This is a genomic window from Franconibacter sp. IITDAS19, assembly GCF_023079515.1.
GTDB classification, from domain to species: domain Bacteria; phylum Pseudomonadota; class Gammaproteobacteria; order Enterobacterales; family Enterobacteriaceae; genus Franconibacter; species Franconibacter pulveris.
Genome location: NZ_JALJCP010000003.1, coordinates 308979 through 331103, shown reverse-complemented (window position 1 = coordinate 331103; position 22125 = coordinate 308979). Strand labels below are relative to the sequence as shown.

General features: G+C 58.0%; 19 protein-coding genes and 1 riboswitch. Of the genes, 7 read left to right on the top strand and 12 right to left on the bottom strand.

Annotated elements, in window-relative coordinates; translation table 11 throughout:
• Window positions 1-83: 83 nt before the first annotated feature.
• The 3 genes from ftsP to parC all read right to left on the bottom strand — a co-directional run bounded on the left by ftsP (window position 84) and on the right by parC (window position 4907).
• A complete protein-coding gene (gene ftsP, locus MT962_RS11255; protein WP_024555572.1) occupies window positions 84-1496 on the bottom strand; it encodes a cell division protein FtsP in 1413 nt (470 codons plus the stop codon).
• A gap of 80 nt (window positions 1497-1576) precedes the next feature.
• Window positions 1577-2314, bottom strand: a complete 738-nt coding sequence (locus MT962_RS11250; protein WP_024555573.1) for a 1-acylglycerol-3-phosphate O-acyltransferase — start codon at window positions 2312-2314, stop codon at window positions 1577-1579.
• 322 nt (window positions 2315-2636) lie between these two features.
• Entirely contained in the window at window positions 2637-4907 is a 2271-nt protein-coding gene (gene parC / locus MT962_RS11245) for a DNA topoisomerase IV subunit A (protein ID WP_024561058.1), read from the bottom strand.
• A gap of 354 nt (window positions 4908-5261) precedes the next feature.
• Here parC and MT962_RS11240 point away from each other — a divergent pair, with 354 nt between their 5' ends.
• Together MT962_RS11240 and MT962_RS11235 are read left to right on the top strand one after the other, a co-directional pair.
• Complete coding sequence (locus MT962_RS11240) at window positions 5262-5843, top strand: NAD(P)H-dependent oxidoreductase (protein WP_024561059.1); 582 nt, start codon at window positions 5262-5264, stop codon at window positions 5841-5843.
• 31 nt (window positions 5844-5874) lie between these two features.
• Window positions 5875-6192 carry a putative quinol monooxygenase gene (locus tag MT962_RS11235; protein WP_024555576.1) on the top strand — a complete coding sequence of 106 codons (318 nt, stop codon included), beginning with the start codon at window positions 5875-5877 and terminating at the stop codon, window positions 6190-6192.
• A gap of 87 nt (window positions 6193-6279) precedes the next feature.
• On the opposite strand, the gene parE is transcribed toward MT962_RS11235, so the two are convergent.
• Genes parE through nudF form a run of 5 tightly spaced genes read right to left on the bottom strand, consistent with a single transcriptional unit; the run spans window position 6280 to window position 10699 of the window.
• Window positions 6280-8172, bottom strand: a complete 1893-nt coding sequence (gene parE, locus MT962_RS11230; RefSeq protein WP_188723845.1) for a DNA topoisomerase IV subunit B — start codon at window positions 8170-8172, stop codon at window positions 6280-6282.
• A 42-nt stretch (window positions 8173-8214) separates the two neighbouring features.
• Entirely contained in the window at window positions 8215-8790 is a 576-nt protein-coding gene (gene yqiA / locus MT962_RS11225) for an esterase YqiA (protein WP_024555578.1), read from the bottom strand.
• A complete protein-coding gene (gene cpdA / locus MT962_RS11220) occupies window positions 8790-9617 on the bottom strand; it encodes a 3',5'-cyclic-AMP phosphodiesterase (RefSeq protein WP_024561669.1) in 828 nt (275 codons plus the stop codon). The genes yqiA and cpdA overlap by 1 nt, the downstream gene beginning before the upstream one ends.
• 24 nt (window positions 9618-9641) lie before the next feature.
• Window positions 9642-10064, bottom strand: coding sequence for a DUF1249 family protein (locus MT962_RS11215; protein WP_024555580.1), 423 nt, complete (start codon window positions 10062-10064; stop codon window positions 9642-9644).
• 2 nt (window positions 10065-10066) lie between these two features.
• Window positions 10067-10699: an ADP-ribose diphosphatase gene (nudF, locus tag MT962_RS11210; RefSeq protein WP_024561670.1), complete on the bottom strand. Its 633-nt coding sequence runs from the start codon at window positions 10697-10699 to the stop codon at window positions 10067-10069.
• Window positions 10700-10909: 210 nt separating this feature from the next.
• Here nudF and tolC point away from each other — a divergent pair, with 210 nt between their 5' ends.
• The 3 genes from tolC to MT962_RS11195 all read left to right on the top strand — a co-directional run bounded on the left by tolC (window position 10910) and on the right by MT962_RS11195 (window position 14434).
• The gene (tolC, locus tag MT962_RS11205) at window positions 10910-12430 is read left to right on the top strand and encodes an outer membrane channel protein TolC (RefSeq protein ID WP_247365607.1); all 1521 of its coding nucleotides are present in this window, start codon (window positions 10910-10912) and stop codon (window positions 12428-12430) included.
• A 157-nt stretch (window positions 12431-12587) separates the two neighbouring features.
• Entirely contained in the window at window positions 12588-13268 is a 681-nt protein-coding gene (locus MT962_RS11200; protein WP_247365606.1) for a DUF1190 family protein, read from the top strand.
• A 5-nt stretch (window positions 13269-13273) separates the two neighbouring features.
• Window positions 13274-14434, top strand: a complete 1161-nt coding sequence (locus MT962_RS11195; protein WP_188723842.1) for a glutathionylspermidine synthase family protein — start codon at window positions 13274-13276, stop codon at window positions 14432-14434.
• Between the two features lie 30 nt (window positions 14435-14464).
• Here MT962_RS11195 and ygiD read toward each other — a convergent pair whose 3' ends face one another.
• On the bottom strand, window positions 14465-15253 hold the full coding sequence (gene ygiD, locus MT962_RS11190) for a 4,5-DOPA dioxygenase extradiol (RefSeq protein WP_024555585.1): 789 nt from the start codon (window positions 15251-15253) through the stop codon (window positions 14465-14467).
• Between the two features lie 196 nt (window positions 15254-15449).
• Between ygiD and zupT the strand changes: the two genes are divergently transcribed.
• Entirely contained in the window at window positions 15450-16229 is a 780-nt protein-coding gene (gene zupT / locus MT962_RS11185) for a zinc transporter ZupT (RefSeq protein WP_024555586.1), read from the top strand.
• A gap of 47 nt (window positions 16230-16276) precedes the next feature.
• Here zupT and ribB read toward each other — a convergent pair whose 3' ends face one another.
• A complete protein-coding gene (ribB, locus tag MT962_RS11180) occupies window positions 16277-16930 on the bottom strand; it encodes a 3,4-dihydroxy-2-butanone-4-phosphate synthase (RefSeq protein ID WP_024555587.1) in 654 nt (217 codons plus the stop codon).
• 109 nt (window positions 16931-17039) lie between these two features.
• Window positions 17040-17242, bottom strand: a riboswitch (FMN riboswitch).
• 123 nt (window positions 17243-17365) lie between these two features.
• Here ribB and MT962_RS11175 point away from each other — a divergent pair.
• Complete coding sequence (locus MT962_RS11175) at window positions 17366-17731, top strand: accessory factor UbiK family protein (RefSeq protein ID WP_024561673.1); 366 nt, start codon at window positions 17366-17368, stop codon at window positions 17729-17731.
• Between the two features lie 46 nt (window positions 17732-17777).
• Here the strand turns inward: MT962_RS11175 and hldE are convergent, their stop codons facing one another.
• Both hldE and glnE read right to left on the bottom strand, forming a co-directional pair.
• Window positions 17778-19205, bottom strand: coding sequence for a bifunctional D-glycero-beta-D-manno-heptose-7-phosphate kinase/D-glycero-beta-D-manno-heptose 1-phosphate adenylyltransferase HldE (gene hldE / locus MT962_RS11170; protein WP_024555589.1), 1428 nt, complete (start codon window positions 19203-19205; stop codon window positions 17778-17780).
• A gap of 67 nt (window positions 19206-19272) precedes the next feature.
• The gene (glnE, locus tag MT962_RS11165) at window positions 19273-22110 is read right to left on the bottom strand and encodes a bifunctional [glutamate--ammonia ligase]-adenylyl-L-tyrosine phosphorylase/[glutamate--ammonia-ligase] adenylyltransferase (RefSeq protein WP_247365605.1); all 2838 of its coding nucleotides are present in this window, start codon (window positions 22108-22110) and stop codon (window positions 19273-19275) included.
• Window positions 22111-22125: the final 15 nt, after the last annotated feature.

The following is a 22125-nucleotide window of genomic DNA, read 5'->3' as shown; positions in this document are numbered from 1 at the left end:
CCCGCCAGGGAGAGGGTTAGAGGGAGGGGCAAACGCTACGCATAAAAAAGGCCGCTTCACAGCGGCCTTTTCTCTGTTCGCCGTTAAGGCGACGGGTTGACCAGCAACTGTCCTACCGAACCGCGGTCGGCCATCTCCAGCGTCTGGCTGCGGTAGAGGAACGGGAAGTGGCTCCAGGAGGGCTGGCCGAACCAGACCAGCAGTTCTACCTGCCCATCCACCCATACCGTGTCCTTCCAGCCGCGATCTTCCGGGAAAGGCGCCGCACCGTTAACGTTACGCACCAGGAAACTTACCCCTTCGATATGGAAAGACTGCGGCATATCCGCCCGCACCGTCCAGCGCTCCCAGGTGCCCTGTTGCGCCTGCGCGTCGATACGCTTCATATCCCAGAGCTGACCATTGATGCCTGGGTCGTCGCCCAGGTTAATGGTGCGGTTATTCACCGGGCTGCCGTTGATGATTTCATCCGGCAGCAGGCGCATCGGCAGATTGTCGGTTACCAGCGGCAACAGCCCGGTTGGGCGGAGCGTCAGCACCAGCGTGGAGATAAGGATGCGTGAAGGTTCAAAGAAGCCGCGAATGCGATCCACGATGGAAGCCGCTTCGCCGCAGGTAATGGAGACTTCATCGCCATTCGTCATGTCCACCAGCACTTCTCGCCGCTCGCCTGGCGCCAGCGAAAGCTGTTTTACCGACACCGGCGCGGGCAGGAAGCCCTGGTCGCCTGCAATCACGTGCAGCGGTCGGCCATCGCTCATCTGCAGCTGGTAGCGACGGGCGTTCGACGCGTTCAGCAGACGCAGGCGCACCCAGCCGCGGGAGACTTCCACATAAGGGCTTTGCGCGCCGTTGACCAGCAGCGTATCGCCAAGAAAGCCGCCGCTCCCCGGCTCGCTATACTCCGGCGAGCCGAAGTTATCCAGCCGTTTGTCCTGAATGATGACGGGAAAGTCGTCAACGCCGTAATGGTTCGGCACGGGCAGCGATTTACTGACGTCGTCTTCCACAAGCCACATGCCCGCCAGTCCGTTATAGACCTGCTGGGCGCTGCGGTTTGGCGTATCAGCGTGATACCAGAGCGTGGCGGCGGACTGGCGTATGGGCAGCACCGGCGCCCAGTCGGCGTTCGGGCTCATCATCCGCGCCGCGCCGCCAATCAGCGGCCCTGGCACCTGAAGCCCGCTTATCGTCATGGCGACGTTTTCCTGCAGGCGGTTGCTGTAAATCATTTTGACGTCATCGCCGCTCCAGACGCGAATGGTCGGCCCCATATAGCGTCCGTTAAAGCCCCATACCTGCGCGCGGGTGCCGGTTGCAAAAGACCAGTGCGCGCGTTGCAGGGTTAAAAAGAGCGGCTGACCGCGACGGGATTCCAGCAGCGGAGGCACAGGCAGCGCTGGCTGCTGACCCGCCGCGCTGGCCTTTAGCGGCACCGCGCCTGCGCAGAGGGCCATACCCGATGCCTGAATAAATTGACGCCGGCTGAGTGACATACTTGCTCCATGAATAAGGACTAACGACTGGCGCAACATGCCAGCCGGAAGGGGCCGCCTGGCCCCACTACAGGTGCGGATTATCGCTTATCCGCGGCTTCGCGCTCGGCGACTTCTTTATTCAATTCGTCAATTTTCGCTTCCATGACCTGGCGGCAGTGCGCGGCCAGGTCGCGAACCTGTTCTTTACCCCAGTTGCGGGTGTCGATAGGCGGCAGCATTTCGACAATCACCAGACCGTTATCCCAACGGTTAAGATTAATTTTATTGCTGGTATTGGAGACGCATACCGGCACAATCGGCACGCCTGCGGCGATAGCAGCGTGGAACGCGCCGGTTTTAAAAGGCAGCAGTCCGCGACCGCGGCTGCGCGTGCCTTCAGGAAACATCCAGACGGAGATATTGCGCTTGCGGATTTGCGAAACCACAGTGGCAATCGTGGTATGAGCTTTAGCGCGGTTGTCGCGATCGATGAGGATATTGCCGGTAAGCCAGTAAAGCTGACCGAAGAAGGGGATCCAGACAAGGCTCTTTTTACCGACGGTAACGGTGGGAGGCTGAACAATATTCGACGCCGTCACCATGTCGTAGTTGTTCTGATGGTTGCCAATATAAATGGCGTTGCCATATTTCTCTGCGCCTTCCGGCTTGCGGGTTTCCACCTTCAGACCAAAAACGGGCGCCAGCCGACCAAACAGGTGACCGAAAGTTGCAACATGTCGGGGATTACGTGGGCTGAAAAGGCACCAGATGGAACCGAGGATGCACACCACAATGCAATAAAGCACAACAATAGTCAGACGAACAATAAATAGCATAAATACCTCTGAAGCCGCAGCCGCCGGTCAGTATACCCGAATCGTTCGGGGCATGATCAGGCGCCGCTGTCGGCCCATCACGTTGAGGATCCCAAAACAGTTATTTTTATGCGCAACGCGCTAACAAACAATGGGTTCGATGGGAAAAGTTTACGCAACGCTGACGGGAGAACGCCAGTTCAGGAGCAGGCTAAGCGCAGCCCGTTACCCGAATCCTCTCCCCGGCGGGGAGAGGAACCCGGTCAACGCCGGGCCTTCGCTGTCGCCCGTCACCTTTTATGGCGGCGCAGGCGCTAACCCGCACGCTTTTGACGCGTCCGGATTATTCTTCGCTGCTGCCTACCGTCGGGCGCGCCGGAGAGTCAATCTCCACGCGGTCGATGCGCTGCAGGCCGCGCATCAGCGTACCGCGACGTCCGCGCTCGCCATGCACTTTTTGCAACTCTTCCGGACGCAGTTTGATCTTACGTTTGCCGACATGCAGCGTCACGGTGCTCTGCGGCGGGAGAATGTTGAGATAAGCGAGCTTATCGTCGCCCTTCGCCGCCTCAGCAGACGGGATAGAGATAATCTTGTTGCCCTTGCCTTTCGAGAGCTGCGGCAGGTCCGCTACCGGGAACATCAGCATGCGTCCCGCCTGAGTAATGGCGAGCAGCATATCGTCGTCATGAGTAATCTCCAGCGGCGGCAGCACGCTGGCGTTCTCAGGCAGCGTGATAAGCGCTTTCCCCACGCGGTTGCGCGCTATCAGGTCGTTGAAGGTGCAGACGAAGCCGTAGCCCGCGTCGGAAGCCATCAGCAGCTTCTGCTCCTCCGGCGCCATCAGCATATGTTCGACGACAGCGCCCGGCGGCAGCGTTAGCTTGCCGGTGACAGGCTCCCCCTGACCACGTGCGGAAGGCAGCGTGATCGGGTCAAGCGCATAGCTGCGCCCGGTTGAATCAACGAACACAACAGGCTGGTTGCTCTTGCCTTTGGCGGACGCTTTCCAGCTGTCGCCCGCTTTATAGCTAAGCCCCTGCGCATCGATGTCGTGTCCTTTGGCGCTGCGAACCCAGCCCATCTGCGAAAGCACGATGGTTACCGGTTCAGAAGGCAGCATATCGTGCTCGCTCATCGCCTTCGCCTCTTCGCGCTCGTGCAGCGGCGAACGGCGATCGTCGCCGTAAGCGTCGGCATCCGCCTGGATCTCTTTTTTCAGCAGGGTGTTCATCTTGCGCTCAGAAGCGAGAATGCCCTGAATCTGGTCGCGCTCTTTTTCAAGATCGCTCTGCTCGCCGCGAATCTTCATCTCTTCCAGCTTCGCGAGATGACGCAGCTTAAGCTCCAGAATCGCTTCCGCCTGCGTTTCGCTGATGCCGAAACGGCTGACCAGCACCGGCTTCGGCTCATCTTCGCTGCGGATGATGTGAATCACTTCGTCGATATTGAGAAACGCCACCAGCAAACCTTCGAGGATATGCAGGCGCTTGAGGACTTTCTCCAGACGATAGTTAAGACGACGGCGCACCGTATCGCGGCGGAAAGCCAACCATTCGGTGAGGATCTCCAGCAGGTTTTTCACCGCCGGGCGACCGTCGAGGCCAATCATGTTCAGGTTGATGCGGTAGCTTTTTTCCAGATCGGTGGTGGCGAACAGGTGGTTCATCACCTGCTCCATATCCACACGGTTGGAACGCGGCACAATCACCAGACGGGTCGGGTTTTCGTGGTCGGACTCATCGCGCAGGTCGTCCACCATCGGCAGCTTTTTAGCGCGCATCTGGCTTGCGATTTGCTCCAGCACGCGCGCGCCGGAAACCTGGTGCGGCAGCGCGCTAATCACCACCGCGCCATCTTCTTTCTTCCACACGGCGCGCATGCGCACGGAGCCACGGCCGCTCTGGTAAATCTTACGAATCTCATCACGCGGCGTGATAATTTCCGCCTCGGTCGGGTAATCCGGCCCCTGCACGATGTCGAGCAGGTTTTCGAGCGTGCTCTTCGGGTGCTCAATCAGGCTGATGGCCGCTTTCGCCACTTCACGCAGGTTGTGCGGCGGAATGTCGGTCGCCATGCCCACCGCAATGCCGGTAGTGCCGTTCAGCAGAATGTTCGGCAGGCGCGCCGGCAGCATTTTCGGCTCCTGCAGCGTACCGTCAAAGTTCGGGATCCACTCTACCGTCCCCTGGCCTAACTCGCCCAGCAGCACTTCGGCATACTTCGACAAACGCGATTCGGTATAACGCATCGCCGCAAAGGATTTCGGATCGTCCGGCGCGCCCCAGTTGCCCTGCCCGTCTACCAGCGGGTAACGATAGGAGAACGGCTGCGCCATTAGCACCATCGCTTCATAACAGGCGCTGTCGCCATGCGGGTGATATTTACCCAATACGTCGCCCACGGTGCGCGCCGACTTTTTGAATTTCGCGCTGGCGTTCAGCCCCAGTTCCGACATCGCATAGACAATACGGCGCTGAACAGGCTTAAGCCCGTCGCCGATAAACGGCAGCGCGCGGTCCATGATGACGTACATGGAGTAGTTGAGATAGGCGTTTTCGGTAAACTCATGCAGCGCCAGGCGCTCTGCACCGTCGTGAGTAATATCACTCATTAATTCTTTTCCTCAGACCGTGGTGTGGCTTTACACGCGTCAATGCCTGCCCGCTGGGCAGATCTTTGCTCGCGATAGTACCTTATCCAGGGGCTTACTGTCACAGTATTGTATATACGATCAGGCTTTTTCTGCCTGCAAGGCAGGGGCTGGCATGACAGGCCTCGCTGTCAGCATGACTGGCATTATTATAGCCCTTTTACCGGTTTGCTTATTGGACAAACTTATCAGGCAAGCCCCTCTTTTTGCTTAATTATTGCTGTTTTGGCAAAAGTCTTTGCTCAATTTGCTAATTCTGCCGCATCGTCTGGTGCGGTAAAATTAATGCCAAACGTAATAGTTAGAGGATAAATAATGAGCAACGTACTTATCATCAATGGCGCGAAAAAATTCGCCCATTCCAATGGTCAGCTTAACGACACCCTGACCGAGGTCGCGGAAGGCTTTCTGCGCGACGCCGGACATGATGTTCAGGTCACCCGCGCCGACAGCGATTACGATGTGAAAGCGGAAGTGCAGAAATACCTCTGGGCCGATGTGATTATTTATCAGATGCCGGGCTGGTGGATGGGCGCGCCGTGGACCGTTAAAAAGTACATTGATGATGTGTTTACCGAAGGTCACGGTTCGCTGTATGCAAGCGATGGCCGCACCCGTTCCGACGCGTCCAAAAAGTATGGTTCCGGCGGCCTGCTGCAGGGCAAAAAATATATGCTGTCGCTGACCTGGAACGCGCCGCTGGAAGCCTTCAACGACGAAGCGCAGTTCTTCCACGGCGTAGGCGTAGATGGCGTTTACCTGCCCTTCCACAAGGCCAACGAGTTTATCGGCCTGAGCGGCCTGCCGACCTTTATCGCCAACGACGTGATTAAAATGCCGGACGTGCCGCGCTATGTTGCAGAATATCGCGAGCATCTGGCGAAAATTTTTGCTTAACTGAAAGGCGGTTTTACAAAAGGAGTTAACCATGCTGACAGTGATTGCAGAAATTCGTACCCGTCCCGGCGCGCATCATCGCCAGGCGGTGCTGGACGCCTTTCGGAAAATCATTCCGACGGTGCTGGCGGAAGAAGGTTGTCACGGCTATGCGCCGCTTATCGATCATGCCGCTGGGGTCGATTTCCAGACCAGCGCGCCAGATTCCATCGTCATGCTGGAAAAATGGGAAAGCGTGCAGCATTTGCAGGCGCACCTGCAAACGCCTCACATGAAAGCCTGGAGCGAGGCGGTAAAGAGCGATGTGCTCGATACTCACATCCGTATCCTGGAAGAAGGCGTGAAATAAGCGTTATTGCTAAAAAAGAAAGGCGATGAGAGTCATCGCCTTTTTTATTACCCGCGAGCGTGCCTGCGTAAGGCAACGGCGGAAATGTTATACCTCGATATCCGCGAGGTCGCCCTTCTCCTGCAGCCAGTTGCGACGATCTTCAGAGCGCTTCTTGGCCAGCAGCATATCCATCACCGCAAGCGTACGCGCATCGTCATCATCGCTGATGGTCAGCTGCACGAGGCGGCGGGTGTTCGGGTCAAGCGTGGTTTCACGCAACTGCATCGGGTTCATCTCGCCAAGCCCCTTAAAGCGCTGCACGTTCGGTTTGCCCTTCTTGCGCTTAAGCTGCTCCAGCACGCCCGCCTTCTCTTCTTCATCCAGCGCGTAATAGACCTCTTTACCGAGGTCGATACGGTAAAGCGGCGGCATGGCGACATAAACATGCCCGCCTTTCACCAGCGAACGGAAATGTTTCACAAACAGCGCGCAAAGCAGCGTGGCGATGTGTAAACCGTCGGAATCCGCATCCGCGAGAATGCAAATTTTGCCATAGCGCAGCTGGGACAAATCGTCGCTGTCCGGATCGATGCCGATAGCCACAGAGATATCATGCACCTCCTGCGACGCCAGCACCTCATCGGAAGAGACTTCCCAGGTGTTCAGGATCTTGCCCTTAAGGGGCATGATCGCCTGATATTCGCGGTCGCGCGCCTGCTTGGCGGAGCCGCCTGCCGAGTCCCCTTCCACCAGGAAGAGCTCGGTGCGCGCCAGATCCTGCGCGGTACAGTCCGCAAGCTTGCCAGGCAGCGCCGGGCCGCTGGTGAGCTTTTTACGCACCACTTTTTTGGCGGCGCGCATGCGGCGCTGGGCGCTGGAGATAGCCATCTCCGCCAGCATCTCCGCCGCCTGAACGTTCTGGTTCAGCCACAGCGAGAAAGCGTCTTTCACCACGCCTGAGACAAACGCCGCGCACTGGCGCGACGAGAGGCGCTCTTTGGTCTGCCCGGCGAACTGCGGATCCTGCATTTTCACCGAAAGCACATAGGCGCAGCGCTCCCAGATATCCTCAGCGGAAAGCTTCACGCCGCGCGGGAGGATATTGCGGTATTCGCAAAACTCGCGCATCGCGTCCAGCAGCCCCTGGCGCAGGCCGTTCACATGCGTGCCGCCCTGCATGGTAGGGATAAGGTTAACGTAGCTTTCCGTCAGCAGTTCGCCGCCTTCCGGCAGCCAGAGCAGCGCCCAGTCCACCGCCTCAGTATCGCCCGAGAAATTACCGATAAACGGTTTTTCCGGCAGCGTAATCAGGCCATTTACCGCCTCGGTGAGGTAGTCGTTCAGGCCATCCTGATAACACCAGCGCTGCTCCGTCTTATTCACTTCGTCTTTAAACGTGATTTCTACGCCCGGGCAGAGCACCGCCTTCGCTTTTAGCAAATGCGTGAGGCGCGAAACAGAAAAGCGCGGGCTGTCGAAGAATTTTTCATCCGGCCAGAAATGGACGCTGGTGCCGGTGTTGCGCTTGCCGCAGGTGCCAACCACGCTCAGCTCTTTAACCTTTTCGCCATTGGCGAAAGCGATGTTGTAAATCTGGCCATCGCGGCGCACGTTAACTTCAACCCGCGTGGAGAGGGCGTTTACCACCGAGATGCCAACGCCGTGCAGGCCGCCGGAGAACTGGTAGTTCTTGTTAGAAAATTTACCGCCGGCGTGCAGACGGCAGAGGATCAGCTCAACCGCAGGAACGCCCTCTTCGGGATGGATGTCCACCGGCATGCCGCGCCCGTCGTCGATCACCTCGAGCGACTGGTCAGCGTGCAGGATAACGTCCACGCGCTTCGCGTGTCCCGCCAGCGCTTCATCCACGCTGTTATCAATTACTTCCTGACCCAGATGGTTGGGACGGGTGGTATCGGTGTACATCCCTGGACGGCGGCGAACCGGCTCAAGCCCGGTGAGTACCTCGATGGCATCGGCATTATAGGATTGCGTCATGATTTAATCGTCAGATAACAAAACGGTACCGATCTTTCAGGCTTAGCGCAGCCCGAGAAAATCGATAATCTGGGTGAAATAATCTTCGAAGCCTACAAAAGCGTGGTTACCGCCGGTCTCCACAGTCTGACGGCAGGAGGCGTAATAGGCCACCGCCTGGCGATAATCCAGCACTTCGTCGCCTGTTTGCTGTAGCAACCAGATAAGATCCGGCGCTTCCAGCGGGTCTATCTGCATGACTTTAAGATCGTAAATATGGCGAGACTCTAGCACATATTGCTGCCCGGTGTAGGGGTTCTCATTGGCGCCCAGAAAATCTATCAGCAATTCGTAAGGACGCACCGCCGGATTCACCACGACAGCAGGCAGCATAAAACATTGCGAAAGCCAGGTGGCGTAATAACCGCCAAGAGAAGAACCGACAACGCCAAGCTCATCCCCGCCATGCTCCATGACCAGCGACTCAAGCAGCTCCGCCGCTTCTGCCGGGTAGGCGGGCAGCTGCGGCACAATCATCTCGATCTCCGGGTGCGTTTGCTTAAGCCAGCCTTGCAGACTGGTGGCCTTGGCGGAGCGCGGCGAGCTGTTAAAGCCGTGCAAATAGAGAAGCGTCGGCATCAGTAGCCTTCGGAAGCGATATCGGGGCGAAACTGCGCGCCTGCCAGACGGCAGACTTCCGTCGTCAGCGTGCCGTCCGGATGCAGTTCCAGCCAGCGCCAACCGGGCGCGATAGTATCAAGCGTAAAATTAGCGCAATGGGGCTTAAACTGCACGCAGGTAGACGGCGTGGCTAAAATACGGCGACCGTTCCAGTCGAGATCCAGCTCCTGGTGAATATGGCCGCACAGCAGGTTTTTCACCCGCGGAAAACGGCTCAGCACGTCATCAAGCGCAGCCGCATTGCGCAGGCTATGCTGATCGAGCCAGCTGCAGCCTGCGGGTAAGGGATGATGATGCAACAGCAGCAGCGTATGGCGCTCGGGGCATTCGCCAAGCTTACGCTCCAGCCATTCCAGTTGATACTCGCTAAGTTCACCATGAGGGACGCCGAACACCTGAGTATCGAGCAGCACTATCTGCCACTGCTCGCCCACCATTACCCGCTTTGCCGGAGAAATCCCCGCTTCCTGCAGCGCGCTATACATGGCGGGCTGAAAGTCGTGGTTGCCGGGCAGCCAGACGCAGGGCGCAGAAATCGACGAGATGCCTGAAGCGAAATGCTGATAGGCCTCGGGCGAATGATCCTGCGCCAGGTCGCCGGTCGCGACGATAAGGTCGCATGGACGCTGCTGTTCATGGATAGCCGCCAGTACCGCCTGATAGCTCTCCCAGGTTTTAATGCCGAGCAGCGTTTCGTCTTTTCCGGCGAACAGGTGGGTATCGGTTATTTGCAAGATCCTGACGCTGGCCCCACCAGCAACAGGAAGGTTTAACAGGCTTTCCAAATGGTGTCCTTAGGTTTCACGACGCTAACAAACCGGAATCGCCATCGCTCCATGCGCTAAACAATAGCGCAACCAGTCAGCAAGAAACTGGTTAATTTGATGCTTTTCATCGCGCTGATGCAACTTTTTATTCGGATAATCATAACGCGCTTTAAAACGAAATATCTGCTGGCTTGAACACACTTCCGCCACCATAGCGTCATGATAAAGACGCACGGACATGGAAGGCAGGCTCCAGTAGCTTACCTTCGGCGCCGTTTGCTCGATTTCCACGAGCGTAGTGTAACGGGTAGATTCCAGGATAGTTAATCGGTATTGCGCGCTATTGACCTGATAGCTCACGGTTTCGCCCACCGCGTCGTTGCGAGGCAGCAGGCGGCGCAGCTGAGCGAAGTTGGTTTCGCACAGGCGCATCATTTCAGGAAAGTCAGGCGTATAGCGCTTCATTTTCAGGTGTTCCACTCTTGTCTCAATGCTTCATGATGTAATTGCAGCCATTGCAAAGCGATGACCGAGGCTGCGTTATCGATTTTCCCCTCTTCAACCCAAAGGTATGCCTGCTCCCGACTTACCACATGAACCCGAATATCTTCGTTTTCATCAGCCAGACCGTGAATCCCTTTCGCGGTCGTGGCGTCCACTTCGCCTACCAGTAAGGAAAGGCGCTCGCTGGTGCCCCCGGGGCTTGCCAGATAACTCATGAATTTTTTCACCCGGCCGACGGAGAGGCCCGCCTCTTCCACCGCTTCGCGGCGGGCTACCTCTTCGACGCTTTCGCCAGGCTCTATCATGCCAGCCACCAGCTCCAGCAGCCACGGTGTTTCGCTCGTATCATACGCGGCGATGCGGATCTGTTCGATCAACACCACCTCGTCACGCACCGGGTCAAAGGGTAGCAGGACTGCGGCATGGCCGCGCTCAAAAATTTCACGCTTAATTTCGCCACTCATTTCGCCGTTGAAAAGGCGATGACGGAAGCGGTAAAGATCAAGTGAAAAAAAGCCGCGATAGAGCGTTTCTCGTGCAATAATTTCTACATCGTTTTTGGCGAACGTAACGGCTGATTTGGTGGGTTTACTCATGACGTTTTCCACTCCTTTATAGTGGCGAATCTGGTAATTTCAAGCCAGTTTACCTGCTGCCTGTGCGGGTATGTGATAGATTGATGAAATTTAAAGGCAGAAGGCACGTTACGCCAAGCCGCACGGCGGGCTGACTCTGTTAGAATCGGCGATCATTTTTCGACTTCTGTCAGCGCTAACAATATTTTTGCTTCACAACAAGGAATGCAAATGAAGAAACTGCTCCCCATCCTTATCGGTCTGAGCCTGACGGGTTTCAGCGCCATGAGCCAGGCAGAAAACCTGTTACAGGTTTATCAGCAGGCACGATTAAGTAACCCGGATTTACGTCGATCCGCTGCTAACCGTGACGCCGCATTCGAAAAAATTAACGAAGCACGCAGCCCTTTGCTGCCGCAGCTAGGTCTGGGCGCCGATTACACCTACAATAACGGTTTTCGCGACAACGACGGCATTAACTCCAACGTCACCAGCGGCTCATTGCAGCTGACCCAGACCATTTTCGATATGTCGAGATGGCGCGCGCTGACGCTGCAGGAAAAAACCGCCGGCGTTCAGGACGTCACTTATCAGACGGACCAGCAGACGCTGATCCTCAATACCGCTACCGCCTATTTTAACGTACTGAGCGCCATTGACGCCCTTTCTTACACGGAAGCGCAAAAACAGGCGGTCTACCGCCAGTTGGATCAGACCACCCAGCGCTTTAACGTAGGCCTGGTGGCCATCACCGACGTGCAGAACGCCCGCTCGCAGTACGACACCGTGCTGGCGAACGAAGTCACCGCGCGCAACAACCTTGATAACGCAGTAGAACAGCTGCGCCAGGTGAGCGGTAACTACTATCCGCAGCTCGCTTCGCTGAACATCGACAGCTTTAAAACCAACAAGCCGGACAACGTCAATGCGCTGCTGAAGGAAGCGGAAAACCGCAACCTGTCCCTGCTGCAGGCGCGTCTGAGCCAGGATCTGGCGCGTGAACAGATCCGCTATGCGGAAACCGGCCACCTGCCGACGCTGGGCTTAACCGCCTCCAGCAGTATTTCCGACACCTCTTACAGCGGCAGCGCGACACGCGGCAATAGCCTCAGCAGCTCAAGTTATGCCGATCGCAATATCGGTCAGAACTCCGTTGGCCTGAGCTTCAATCTGCCTATCTACAGCGGCGGCTCGGTCACCTCGCAGGTCAAGCAAGCGCAGTACAACTTCGTGAGCGCCAGCGAGCAGTTAGAAAGCGCGCACCGCAGCGTGATTCAGACTGTGCGTTCCTCCTGGAACAACGTCAACGCCTCCATCAGCAGCATTAAAGCTTACGAGCAGGCCGTGGTTTCCGCGCAAAGTTCTCTGGACGCCTCTGAAGCGGGTTACGCCGTGGGTACGCGTACCATCGTCGACGTGCTGGATGCCACCACCACGCTCTATAACGCGAAACAGCAGCTTTCCAGCGCGCGCTATAACTACCTGATTAACCAGCTTAATATTAAAGCTGCGCTCGGTACGCTGAACGAGCAGGATCTGGTTGCGCTGAACACGACGCTTGGCAAGCCAATCCCGACGTCGCCGGAAAGCGTAGCGCCGGAGAATCCGCAACAGGACGCGGCCGTAGATAGCTTCACGGCTAACGCTAACGCCGCCGGTAACGATGCCACGATGCCGGCAGCGCAGCCTGCCGCTTCGGTACAGCCAGCCGCGCAATCCCGCCGCTCTGGCGCGAACCCGTTCCGTCAGTAATCGCGCTTCAGGCGTGATGCGCGCTGGCGCATCACGCCTTTACGTAAGGCAACGTAAAGATCTCCTGCCCTTGCGGCCCTCTGCTTTAATTTCAACCACTCATCCACTATCCTGAGCACCATAACTGTGCAATATCTTTGGGGCCAGGAAGAAAGTCATGAAACGGACAAAACAGATAAATCACGCCACGTTCCGCAAAAGCTGGAACGCGCGTCACCTCACCCCTGTGGCCTTCGCGGTCACGGCGGTCTTCATGCTTGCCGGTTGCGAGAAAAGCGATGAAACCGTGCAGATGTTTCAAAACGCGGATGATTGCTCGCAGGCGAACCCAGGCAAAAGCGCCGAGTGTACCGCCGCCTACAACAATGCGCTGAAGGAAGCCGAACGCACCGCGCCGAAGTACGCCACCCGCGAAGATTGCGTGGCGGAGTTTGGCGAAGGCCAGTGCCAGCAGGCGCCCGCTCAGGCAGGCGTCGCGGGCAGCGGCTCGACGGAAAACCAGGCGCAGGCGCAAAGCAGCGGCAGCTTCTGGATGCCGCTGATGGCAGGCTACATGATGGGCCGTCTGATGGGCGGCGGCATGGGCTTCGCGCAACAGCCGCTCTTCAGTTCGCGCAACCCGGCAAGCCCTGCTTACGGCCAGTATACTGACGCCAGCGGCAAGAGCTACGGCGCCGCGCAGCCGGGCCGTACCGCAACGGTGCCTAAAACCGCAATGACGCCGAAACCGGCTACCACAACCACCATAACCCGTGGCGGATTTGGCGAAACCGTGGCGAAACAAAGCGCCATGCAGCGCAGCGCGATGGGCGCCGGCTCCCGTTCAATGGGTGGTTAAACGCAATGGAAAGAATTGCTATCAGCGAGCGCCCGGACTGGCGCGATAAAGCGACCGAATATGGTTTCAACTTTCACACCATGTACGGCGAGCCGTACTGGTGTGAAGAGGCTTATTACAAACTGACGCTGGCGCAGGTTGAACGCCTTGAAGCGGTCACCGAAGAGCTGCATCAGATGTGTTTGCAGGTGGTGGAAAAAGTGGTCGCCAGCGATACGCTGATGGCCAAATTTCGCATTCCGAAACATACCTGGGAATTTGTTCGCCAGTCATGGCGCACGCAGCAGCCTTCGCTCTATTCGCGTCTCGATCTCGCCTGGGACGGCGTGGGTGACCCAAAGCTTCTGGAAAATAACGCCGATACGCCGACTTCCTTGTATGAAGCCGCTTTTTTTCAGTGGATCTGGCTTGAAGATCAGCTCAATGCCGGCAAGCTCCCTGCTGGCAGCGATCAGTTCAACAGTCTGCAGGAAAAACTGATTGCGCGCTTTGCCGAGCTTAAAGAACAGCATGGCTTTAACCTGCTGCATTTTGCCTGTTGCCGCGACACGGTAGAAGACCGCGGCACGGTGCAGTACCTGCAGGATTGCGCTGCTGAAGCGCAATTGCCGAGCGAGTTCCTGTTTATTGAAGACATCGGCCTTGGCGAAAAAGGTCAGTTTACCGATCTTCAGGATCAGGTTATCGGCAATCTGTTCAAGCTCTATCCGTGGGAGCATATGCTGCGTGAAATGTTCTCCACCAAGCTTGAAGATGCAGGCGTGCGCTGGCTGGAGCCCGCATGGAAGAGCATTATCTCTAACAAGGCGCTGTTGCCGATGCTCTGGGAGATGTTCCCCAATCACCCCAATCTGCTTCCCGCTTACTTCGCCGAAGACGCTCATCCGGAACTGGCGAAATATGTTATGAAGCCCATTTTCTCTCGCGAAGGCGCTAATGTTTCTATCGTGGAAAATGGCCAGCCGATCGCTAAAGTGGAAGGGCCTTACGGCGAAGAGGGAATGATCGTCCAGCAGTTCCATCCGCTGCCGAAGTTTGGCGAAAGCTATACGCTTATCGGCAGCTGGCTGATTAACGACCAGGCGGCGGGCATTGGGATACGCGAAGATCGCGAATTGATTACGCAGGATCTCTCGCGCTTTTATCCGCATATCTTTGTGGAATAAAAAAACGGCGCGAAACATGCGCCGTTATTTTTAACCCACCTGCACCGAAAGCATGCTTATCGATCCCATCTCCATCCCTTCCAGCGGCACGCTTAGCGGCTCTTCGCCATTCCAGGCGCCAAGCACATAAAGCAGCGGCAAGAAATGTTCCGGCGTAGGGTTAGACAAGCTACCGCCTTCATGCTCAAGGTAGTTTACCAGCGGGTGCGACTGCGCCTCGCCCCGCCAGCGCAGGTTTTGTTTAACAAAGTTATTGAACGATTCCGCCCACGGATAAGGGGTGCTTTCGCCATGCCAGCGCGCCGTGCGCAGGTTATGCACCACGTTGCCGCTCGCCACCAGCATAATGCCTTCATCACGCAGTTTCGCAAGTTTACGCCCCTGCTCGTAATGCCAGACGGGAGGTTTGGTGCTGTCTATACTCAGTTGCACCATGGGAATGTCGGCGTCGGGGTACATTTTAATCAGCACGCCCCAGGAGCCATGGTCGAATCCCCAGGCTTCGCGGTCGAGCGTCACGGGCGTCGGCGCAAGCAGATCCGCCACGCGCTGCGCCAGCTCAGGCGAGCCGGGAGCGGGATAATGCGTGTCATAAAGCGCCTGTGGAAAACCGCCGAAATCGTGGATAGTTTGCGGCTGCTCCATCGCCGTCACGCCCGTACCGCGCGTATACCAGTGAGCGGAAACCACGACAATTGCCTTTGGACGCGGCAGCGTTTCACCCAAACCGCGCCAGGTCCGGGTATAGTGGTTGTCTTCCAGCACGTTCATGGGGCTGCCGTGGCCGAGAAACAGTGCGGGCATGCGGGAGGAAGTCATGATGATATCCTTAACAAGATTGAGCGTTTTGTTGCGTTAACCTTACGCTGTTTGCTGGCGGGAAGAACTCAGATAAGCGTGATGATCATCATCAGAAATTTTGAATGTAAGGAATGTGTAAAAGCCCCTGCGGTTACTCGACCTTTATCACTCGGCCCTTTACATTAATGAGAATCATTATCATAAGGAGCGTTCAATGTCTGTGCCTCTGATCCTGACGTTGCTGGCGGGCGGCGCCACGTTTATCGGCGCCTTTTTAGGGGTGCTCGGCCAGCGGCCGTCTAACCGCCTGTTGGCTTTCTCACTCGGCTTTGCGGCGGGCATTATGCTGCTTATTTCGCTGATGGAAATGCTGCCCGCCGCGCTGCATGAAGAGGGAATGTCGCCAGTGCTGGGCTATGGCATGTTTATTATTGGCCTGCTTGGCTACTTCGCGCTGGACCGGATGCTGCCGCACGCGCACCCGCAGGATTTGCTGGATAAAGGCCACGGCGAAGCGCACGGCGTGCGCAACCTGCGGCGCACCGCCCTGCTGCTGACGCTTGGCATCAGCCTGCATAACTTTCCGGAGGGCGTAGCGACGTTCGTTACCGCCAGCAATAACCTGGAGCTGGGTTTCGGCATTGCGCTCGCCGTCGCGCTGCACAACATTCCCGAAGGGCTGGCGGTGGCCGGGCCGGTTTACGCCGCAACGGGCTCTAAACGCAAAGCGGTGCTCTGGGCGGGCGTTTCCGGTCTTGCGGAAATCGTCGGCGGCGTGCTGGCGTGGCTTATTTTGGGATCGATGGTTTCGCCCGTCGTAATGGCTTCCATCATGGCGGCGGTCGCGGGGATTATGGTGGCGCTGTCAGTGGATGAGTTAATGCCGCTCGCCAAAGAGATAGACCCGCACAACAACCCGAGCTATGGCGTGCTGTGCGGCATGTCAGTGATGGGGTTCAGCCTGACGCTGTTGCAAACCAGCGGCATCGGCTAACAAAAAAGCCCGGTAGCGACCGGGCTTTTTTCTGTTCGCGCTATGCCTTAGCTGGCTTTACGCGCATGCGCCTGGCGGTAAGCCACCAGATCTTCAATGGTGACGACAGCCATATTGTGCTGCTTCGCGAATTCAATGCACTCTGGCGCACGCGCCATTGAGCCGTCGTCGTTAGTCAGTTCGCACAGCACGCCCGCAGGTTTAAAGCCCGCCAGCGTAACCAGATCGATAGTCGCTTCGGTGTGGCCGCCGCGGGTCAGTACGCCGCCCGGCTGCGCGCGCAGCGGGAAAACGTGGCCCGGACGGTTAAGGTCGGACGGCTTAGCGTCATCGGCAATCGCCGCGCGGATCGTGGTGATGCGGTCGGCTGCGGAAACGCCAGTCGTCACACCGCGCGCCGCTTCAATCGTCACCGTAAAGCCGGTGCCGTAAGCGCTGGTGTTATTTTCCACCATCATCGGCAGATCGAGCTGCTGGCGGCGTTCGTCAGTCAGGCAAAGGCAGACAATGCCGCTGCCGTGACGAATGGTCAGCGCCATCTGTTCAACGGTCATGGTTTCGGCGGCGAAAATCATGTCGCCTTCATTTTCACGATCTTCATCGTCAAGCACCATCACGCCGCGACCTTCGCGCAGCGCAGCCAGCGCGTTTTCCACGCGTTCGAACGAAGTGCCAAAAGAGGAAAGAAGCGTCTGATTCATGGTAAAAAAACCTCATTAAAATTATGGATTACCAGAACCAGGGCGGTCTTAGGAGTGCCGAAAAGCGGCCAAAAAAATAACGTGAGCGGACGGATTGACGTCGCTTGATCGTTACTCTCTCCCATCCGGACTTTAACCGTCGGCCCCGGAATTTCACCGGATCTGCTGACCTTCAGAGATAATCTGAAGCGCTCGCGGGCTTTCAGTTTATCCTTCGTCTTTCACGCCGCTTTGCCGCAACGCGAAAAAGAGTATGGACAGAAAAACTGATTTACCGCCGGTGGGGAATTTCGCCCCGCCCTGAGAATAAGCGGGTTAACTATAACGCCAATGATTATTGTCGGCAATGTATTCGATTCAAACATTTCCGGTTTATCCCCTTCGGATCAGGCATTACAATTAGAGTTCACACCGTTGAAGATCAGGGAAACCGCTATGATTGACCCGAAGAAAATTGAACAGATCGCCCGTCAGGTCCATGAATCGATGCCAAAAGGGATCCGCGAGTTCGGGGAAGATGTCGAGAAGAAGATCCGCCAGGTTCTGCAATCCCAGCTGTCGCGCCTTGACCTGGTAAGCCGTGAGGAATTTGATGTGCAGACGCAGGTGCTATTGCGCACCCGTGAAAAGCTGACCGCCCTGGAGCAGCGCCTGACCGAGCTGGAAAGCCGTGGCGCCAGCACGACTGCCGCGACTCCCGCCGCAACCGCTACGCCTGCTTCTGCAACGCCCGTTACCGCAGAACCGGTAACGCCGCCGCCGGCGATTCCGCCTGTTGATAATATCGACAAGCAGGACTAACCGTCGCCGCTCAGCCCCCGCTCAGGCAGGGGCTTTTGCAACAAACCTAGCTGTTTTTCTGGATTTTCTTGATGATGTTGGTGGTGGAGCAACCATCTTCAAAGTTGAGCACCAGCACTTCACCGCCGTTGGCCCACACTTCTTTACTGCCTGCGATATCCTCCGGCTTATAGTCGCCGCCTTTTACCAGCAGATCCGGCAGGATCTCGCCTATCAGACGCTGCGGCGTGTCTTCTTCAAACGAAACTACCCAGTCCACCGCTTCCAGCGCGCCCAGCACAATCATGCGCTGCTCGAGCGGGTTAACCGGACGGGTTTCGCCTTTCAGGCGCTTCGTTGAAGCATCGCTATTTACCGCGACAATCAGGCGGTCGCCCAGCTTGCGCGCGTTGGCCAGATAAGAGACGTGGCCTGCGTGCAGAATGTCGAACACGCCATTGGTCATCACCACTTTCTCGCCGCGCTTGCGCGCCGCCAGCACCGCCTCTTTCAGCCCCTGCTCGGTCATCACGCCAAAACCGGTTTCTGAACGTCCGCGCACCGCGTTTTCCAGTTCAATGGGCGAAACGGTCGAGGTGCCGAGCTTGCCGACCACCACGCCCGCCGCCGCGTTGGCGAAATAGCAAGACTCTTCCAGCGTGTTACCGGCGGCAAGCGTCGCCGCCAGCACGCCGATGACGGTGTCGCCCGCGCCGGTCACGTCATAAACTTCCTGCGCCTGCGTCGGCAGGTGGAACGGCGCTTTGCCCGGCTGCAGCAGCGTCATGCCCTGTTCGGAACGGGTCACCAGCAGCGCGCAGAGATCGTAATCGGCAATCAGCTTCATGCCGCGCTCAACAATCTCCTGCTCGTTCTTACATTTGCCCACTACCGCTTCAAACTCGGAGAGGTTCGGGGTAAGCAGCGTGGCACCGCGATAGCGCTCAAACTCAGTGCCTTTCGGGTCGATAAGCACCGGCACGCCCGCGTTGCGCGCAAGCGTAATCATCTGCTGAACGCTGGCGAGCGCGCCTTTAGCGTAATCGGAGAGCACCAGCGCGCCGATGTGCGGCAGCGCCTGGTTGATGCGCTCGTGCAACGGCTCCGGGTCCACGCCCTCAAAACCCTCTTCGAAATCGAGGCGGATTAACTGCTGGTTGCGGGAGAGCACGCGCAGTTTGGTAATGGTCGGGTGCGTCGGCACCGAGACGAAGTCGCATTTGACGTTCACGCCCGCCAGCGTCTGGCTCAGCGCACGCGCCGCGTCGTCAATGCCGGTGAGGCCCACAAGGCGGGAGTTTGCGCCGAGGGAGGCGATGTTCATCGCCACGTTCGCCGCGCCACCCGGGCGCTCTTCGATAGTATCGACTTTCACCACCGGCACCGGGGCCTCCGGCGAAATGCGGCTGGTGGGGCCATACCAGTAGCGGTCCAGCATCACATCGCCCACCACCATGACGCCTGCGCGCTCGAATTCGGGCAGCGTTACTTTCATTCCTGACTCTCCTGAGAGACACCAAAATTTGCGCGCGATGATAGCATAATTACGCCCAATCGCACGGTTAAGGCAGCAGCCAGCGCCGCCAGCTTTCGCGCACCTGCTCGCGCTCGGCGCTGAACGCCTCCCGCTCAACATGGCCTGGCAACTCCTGCAGCGCCAGATGATGCAGTTCGTCGCGAAGCAGGACGTAAGCGTGAGTTAACGCCTTCGCTTCCCCTTCATCCATAATGTCGTTTTGCGCCAGCAGCTCAAGAATACGGACATTATCAGACCAGCGCGTCAGCTTCGGCTTTTGCGCAGCATAGCGCAGCACCAGATACTGTGTGATGAATTCGATATCGGTGATACCGCCTTCATCCGCCTTGATATCGAAGCGATCGCGATGCTTATTGCCAAGGTGGGCACGCATTTTCTCACGCATCTCGCGCACTTCGGTTTGCAGCGTTTCGCCTTCCCGCGAGATTGAGAGGATCTGATGGCGGATGTCGTCAAAGCGGGCTTTGAGCTGCGGTTCGCCGTAGACGATGCGAGCGCGCACCAGCGCCTGGTGTTCCCACGTCCAGGCTTCGTTTTGTTGATAATCCGCAAAGGCCTCGGTCGTCGTCACCAGCATTCCCGCCGCGCCGGAGGGGCGCAGACGGGCATCCACCTCGTACAAAATTCCTGACGACGTGCGGGTGCTGAAAAGATGCATGATGCGCTGCGCGAGGCGCAGGTAAAACTGACGGCCGTCGATTTCCCGCGGGCCGTCGGTCATCACTTCCACCGGGCAATCGTGCAGGAAAACTAAATCCAGGTCAGAGCTGTAGCCAAGCTCCCAGCCGCCGAGCTTGCCGTAGCCGACAACGGCGAAACCGCGGCCTTCCCGCTCGCGCAAATGCGTCGGCTGGCCGTAACGCGCCACCATATGCCCCCAGGCTTGCTGCACCACAGCGTCGATAATCGCTTCCGCCAGCCAGGTCAAGTGATCGCTTACTTTCATGACCGGCAGCGTACCGGCGATGTCCGCTGCCGCTACGCGCAGCAGTTGCGCCTGCTTGAACTGGCGCAGCGCCTCCAGCTGTTGCTCTTCATCATCGTCCGGCACGCGCAGCAAGTATTGACGCAGCTCGTCGCGATAGGCGTTCATCGCGGTCGGCTGATAGAGCGTGTTCGGGTCGAGCAGCTCGTCCAGCAGCAGCGGATAACGCGCCAGCTGGCCTGCCACCATCGGCGAGGCGGCGCACAGGCGAATCAGATGCTTCAGCGCGCCGGGAAACTCGGTTAATAGCTCCAGATAAGTGGTGCGGGTGACGATGCCGGAGAGCAGCGGCGTCAGGCGCGAAAGCGGCACCGCCGCGTTATTGCTGGCGCACACCTCACTCAGCAGGCGCGGCATCAGCTGGTCAAGCACCTGACGCCCACGCGGGCCGATGGTGCGTTTGTCAATTTCACGGCGAAAATCGGTCAGCAGAGAAAGCACCTGCGCCCGGCACTCTGCGCCAAGATGACCGAGCACCGGGGTGGCGTCGTCGGCGTCGATCGCGTCGTGCCATAGCTCGCGCCAGCCTTCGTTTAGCTTGTCCTCTTCCGCCTCCGGCTCATCGTCGCCGATAAGCTCGTTAAAGACGCGCCGCACCGCCGCCATATGCTCATCCAGCACCGCGTGCATGCTCTGCCACTCCGCCACTCCCATCGCCCAGGCGAGCCGGGCGCGGTTGAGTTCATCAACGGGCAGCGTCTGGGTTTGCTCGTCGTTGATGCTTTGCAGCAGGTTCTCGAGCCGGCGTAAAAAGAGGTAGGATTCGCGCAGTCGCGCGGCATCCCCTTCCGGCAGCAGGTGAAGCTGTTCGATGGCCGCAAGCGTCGGCAGCAGCGAACGCGACTGCAAAGCAGGCTCCCGTCCGCCGCGAATCAACTGAAACACCTGCACGATAAACTCAGTTTCGCGAATGCCGCCCGCGCCGAGCTTGATATTATCGGTAAGCCCACGGCGACGCACCTCCCGGGCGATCATGCTCTTCATGTTGCGCAGCGACTGGATCACGCTGAAGTCGATATAGCGACGGAACACGAACGGGCGCAGCATCGCGCGCAGCTCCTGGCTCCAGGCGTCGTCGTTATCGCCCATGATACGGGCTTTCACCATCGCGTAGCGCTCCCAGTCGCGCCCCTGCTCCTGGTAGTAATCTTCCAGCGCGGCGAAGCTCAGCACCAGCGGACCGCTGTCGCCGAAGGGGCGCAGGCGCATATCCACCCGGTAGACAAAGCCGTCCTGGGTGGGCTGGTCAAGCACCTTGATAAGCCGCTGGCCGAGACGCGTGAAGAACTGCGCGTTATCCAGCTCGCGTCGCCCGCCCTGCGTCACGCCGTTTTCCGGCCAGGCGAAGATCAAATCGATATCCGATGAGAAGTTGAGTTCGCCGCCGCCAAGCTTGCCCATGCCCAGAATCATCAGCGGCTGCGGCACGCCCTGCGCGTTGCACGGCGTTCCCCACTCTTTGCAACAGGCGGCGTAAAGCCAGTCCCGCGCCGCGACGATCAGCGTTTCGGCAAGCTGGCTGAGCTGCTGCAACGTCTCTTCGGTAGAAAGGGTTGAAAGCGTCTGCGCCCAGGCGATGCGCACCATGATGCGACGACGAAACAGACGCAGCGCGCGCATCAGCGCCGCTTCATCGCTCACCTCCTGTAAAGCGTCCTGCAGCCAGGCGGGATAGTGCCGCCACTCCTGCGCCTGCGGCGGCGACTGCTGAAGTTCGCTTAACCACTCCGGATGCGCGCTGACCGCCTCGCGAACAAAGTCGCTGAAGGTCAACACCGCGCGGATGTCGTCGTTAAAAGCGGCGCCGTTGAGGGCGGCGGGAAGCCGCTCCGTTACGGTTTGCCAGTGCTGTTGCAAAACAGAAGAGAGCGGCGTCATGGTGATTATCCCTGC

Excerpts from the sequence above, each read along its gene's own strand:
- ftsP (WP_024555572.1), bottom strand. The coding sequence starts at position 1,496 with ATGTCACTCAGCCGGCGTCAATTTATTCAGGCATCGGGTATGGCCCTC.
- MT962_RS11250 (WP_024555573.1), bottom strand. The coding sequence starts at position 2,314 with ATGCTATTTATTGTTCGTCTGACTATTGTTGTGCTTTATTGCATTGTG.
- parC (WP_024561058.1), bottom strand. The coding sequence starts at position 4,907 with ATGAGTGATATTACTCACGACGGTGCAGAGCGCCTGGCGCTGCATGAG.
- MT962_RS11240 (WP_024561059.1), top strand. The coding sequence starts at position 5,262 with ATGAGCAACGTACTTATCATCAATGGCGCGAAAAAATTCGCCCATTCC.
- MT962_RS11235 (WP_024555576.1), top strand. The coding sequence starts at position 5,875 with ATGCTGACAGTGATTGCAGAAATTCGTACCCGTCCCGGCGCGCATCAT.
- parE (WP_188723845.1), bottom strand. The coding sequence starts at position 8,172 with ATGACGCAATCCTATAATGCCGATGCCATCGAGGTACTCACCGGGCTT.
- yqiA (WP_024555578.1), bottom strand. The coding sequence starts at position 8,790 with ATGCCGACGCTTCTCTATTTGCACGGCTTTAACAGCTCGCCGCGCTCC.
- MT962_RS11215 (WP_024555580.1), bottom strand. The coding sequence starts at position 10,064 with ATGAAGCGCTATACGCCTGACTTTCCTGAAATGATGCGCCTGTGCGAA.
- nudF (WP_024561670.1), bottom strand. The coding sequence starts at position 10,699 with ATGAGTAAACCCACCAAATCAGCCGTTACGTTCGCCAAAAACGATGTA.
- tolC (WP_247365607.1), top strand. The coding sequence starts at position 10,910 with ATGAAGAAACTGCTCCCCATCCTTATCGGTCTGAGCCTGACGGGTTTC.
- MT962_RS11200 (WP_247365606.1), top strand. The coding sequence starts at position 12,588 with ATGAAACGGACAAAACAGATAAATCACGCCACGTTCCGCAAAAGCTGG.
- MT962_RS11195 (WP_188723842.1), top strand. The coding sequence starts at position 13,274 with ATGGAAAGAATTGCTATCAGCGAGCGCCCGGACTGGCGCGATAAAGCG.
- ygiD (WP_024555585.1), bottom strand. The coding sequence starts at position 15,253 with ATGACTTCCTCCCGCATGCCCGCACTGTTTCTCGGCCACGGCAGCCCC.
- zupT (WP_024555586.1), top strand. The coding sequence starts at position 15,450 with ATGTCTGTGCCTCTGATCCTGACGTTGCTGGCGGGCGGCGCCACGTTT.
- ribB (WP_024555587.1), bottom strand. The coding sequence starts at position 16,930 with ATGAATCAGACGCTTCTTTCCTCTTTTGGCACTTCGTTCGAACGCGTG.
- MT962_RS11175 (WP_024561673.1), top strand. The coding sequence starts at position 17,366 with ATGATTGACCCGAAGAAAATTGAACAGATCGCCCGTCAGGTCCATGAA.
- hldE (WP_024555589.1), bottom strand. The coding sequence starts at position 19,205 with ATGAAAGTAACGCTGCCCGAATTCGAGCGCGCAGGCGTCATGGTGGTG.
- glnE (WP_247365605.1), bottom strand. The coding sequence starts at position 22,110 with ATGACGCCGCTCTCTTCTGTTTTGCAACAGCACTGGCAAACCGTAACG.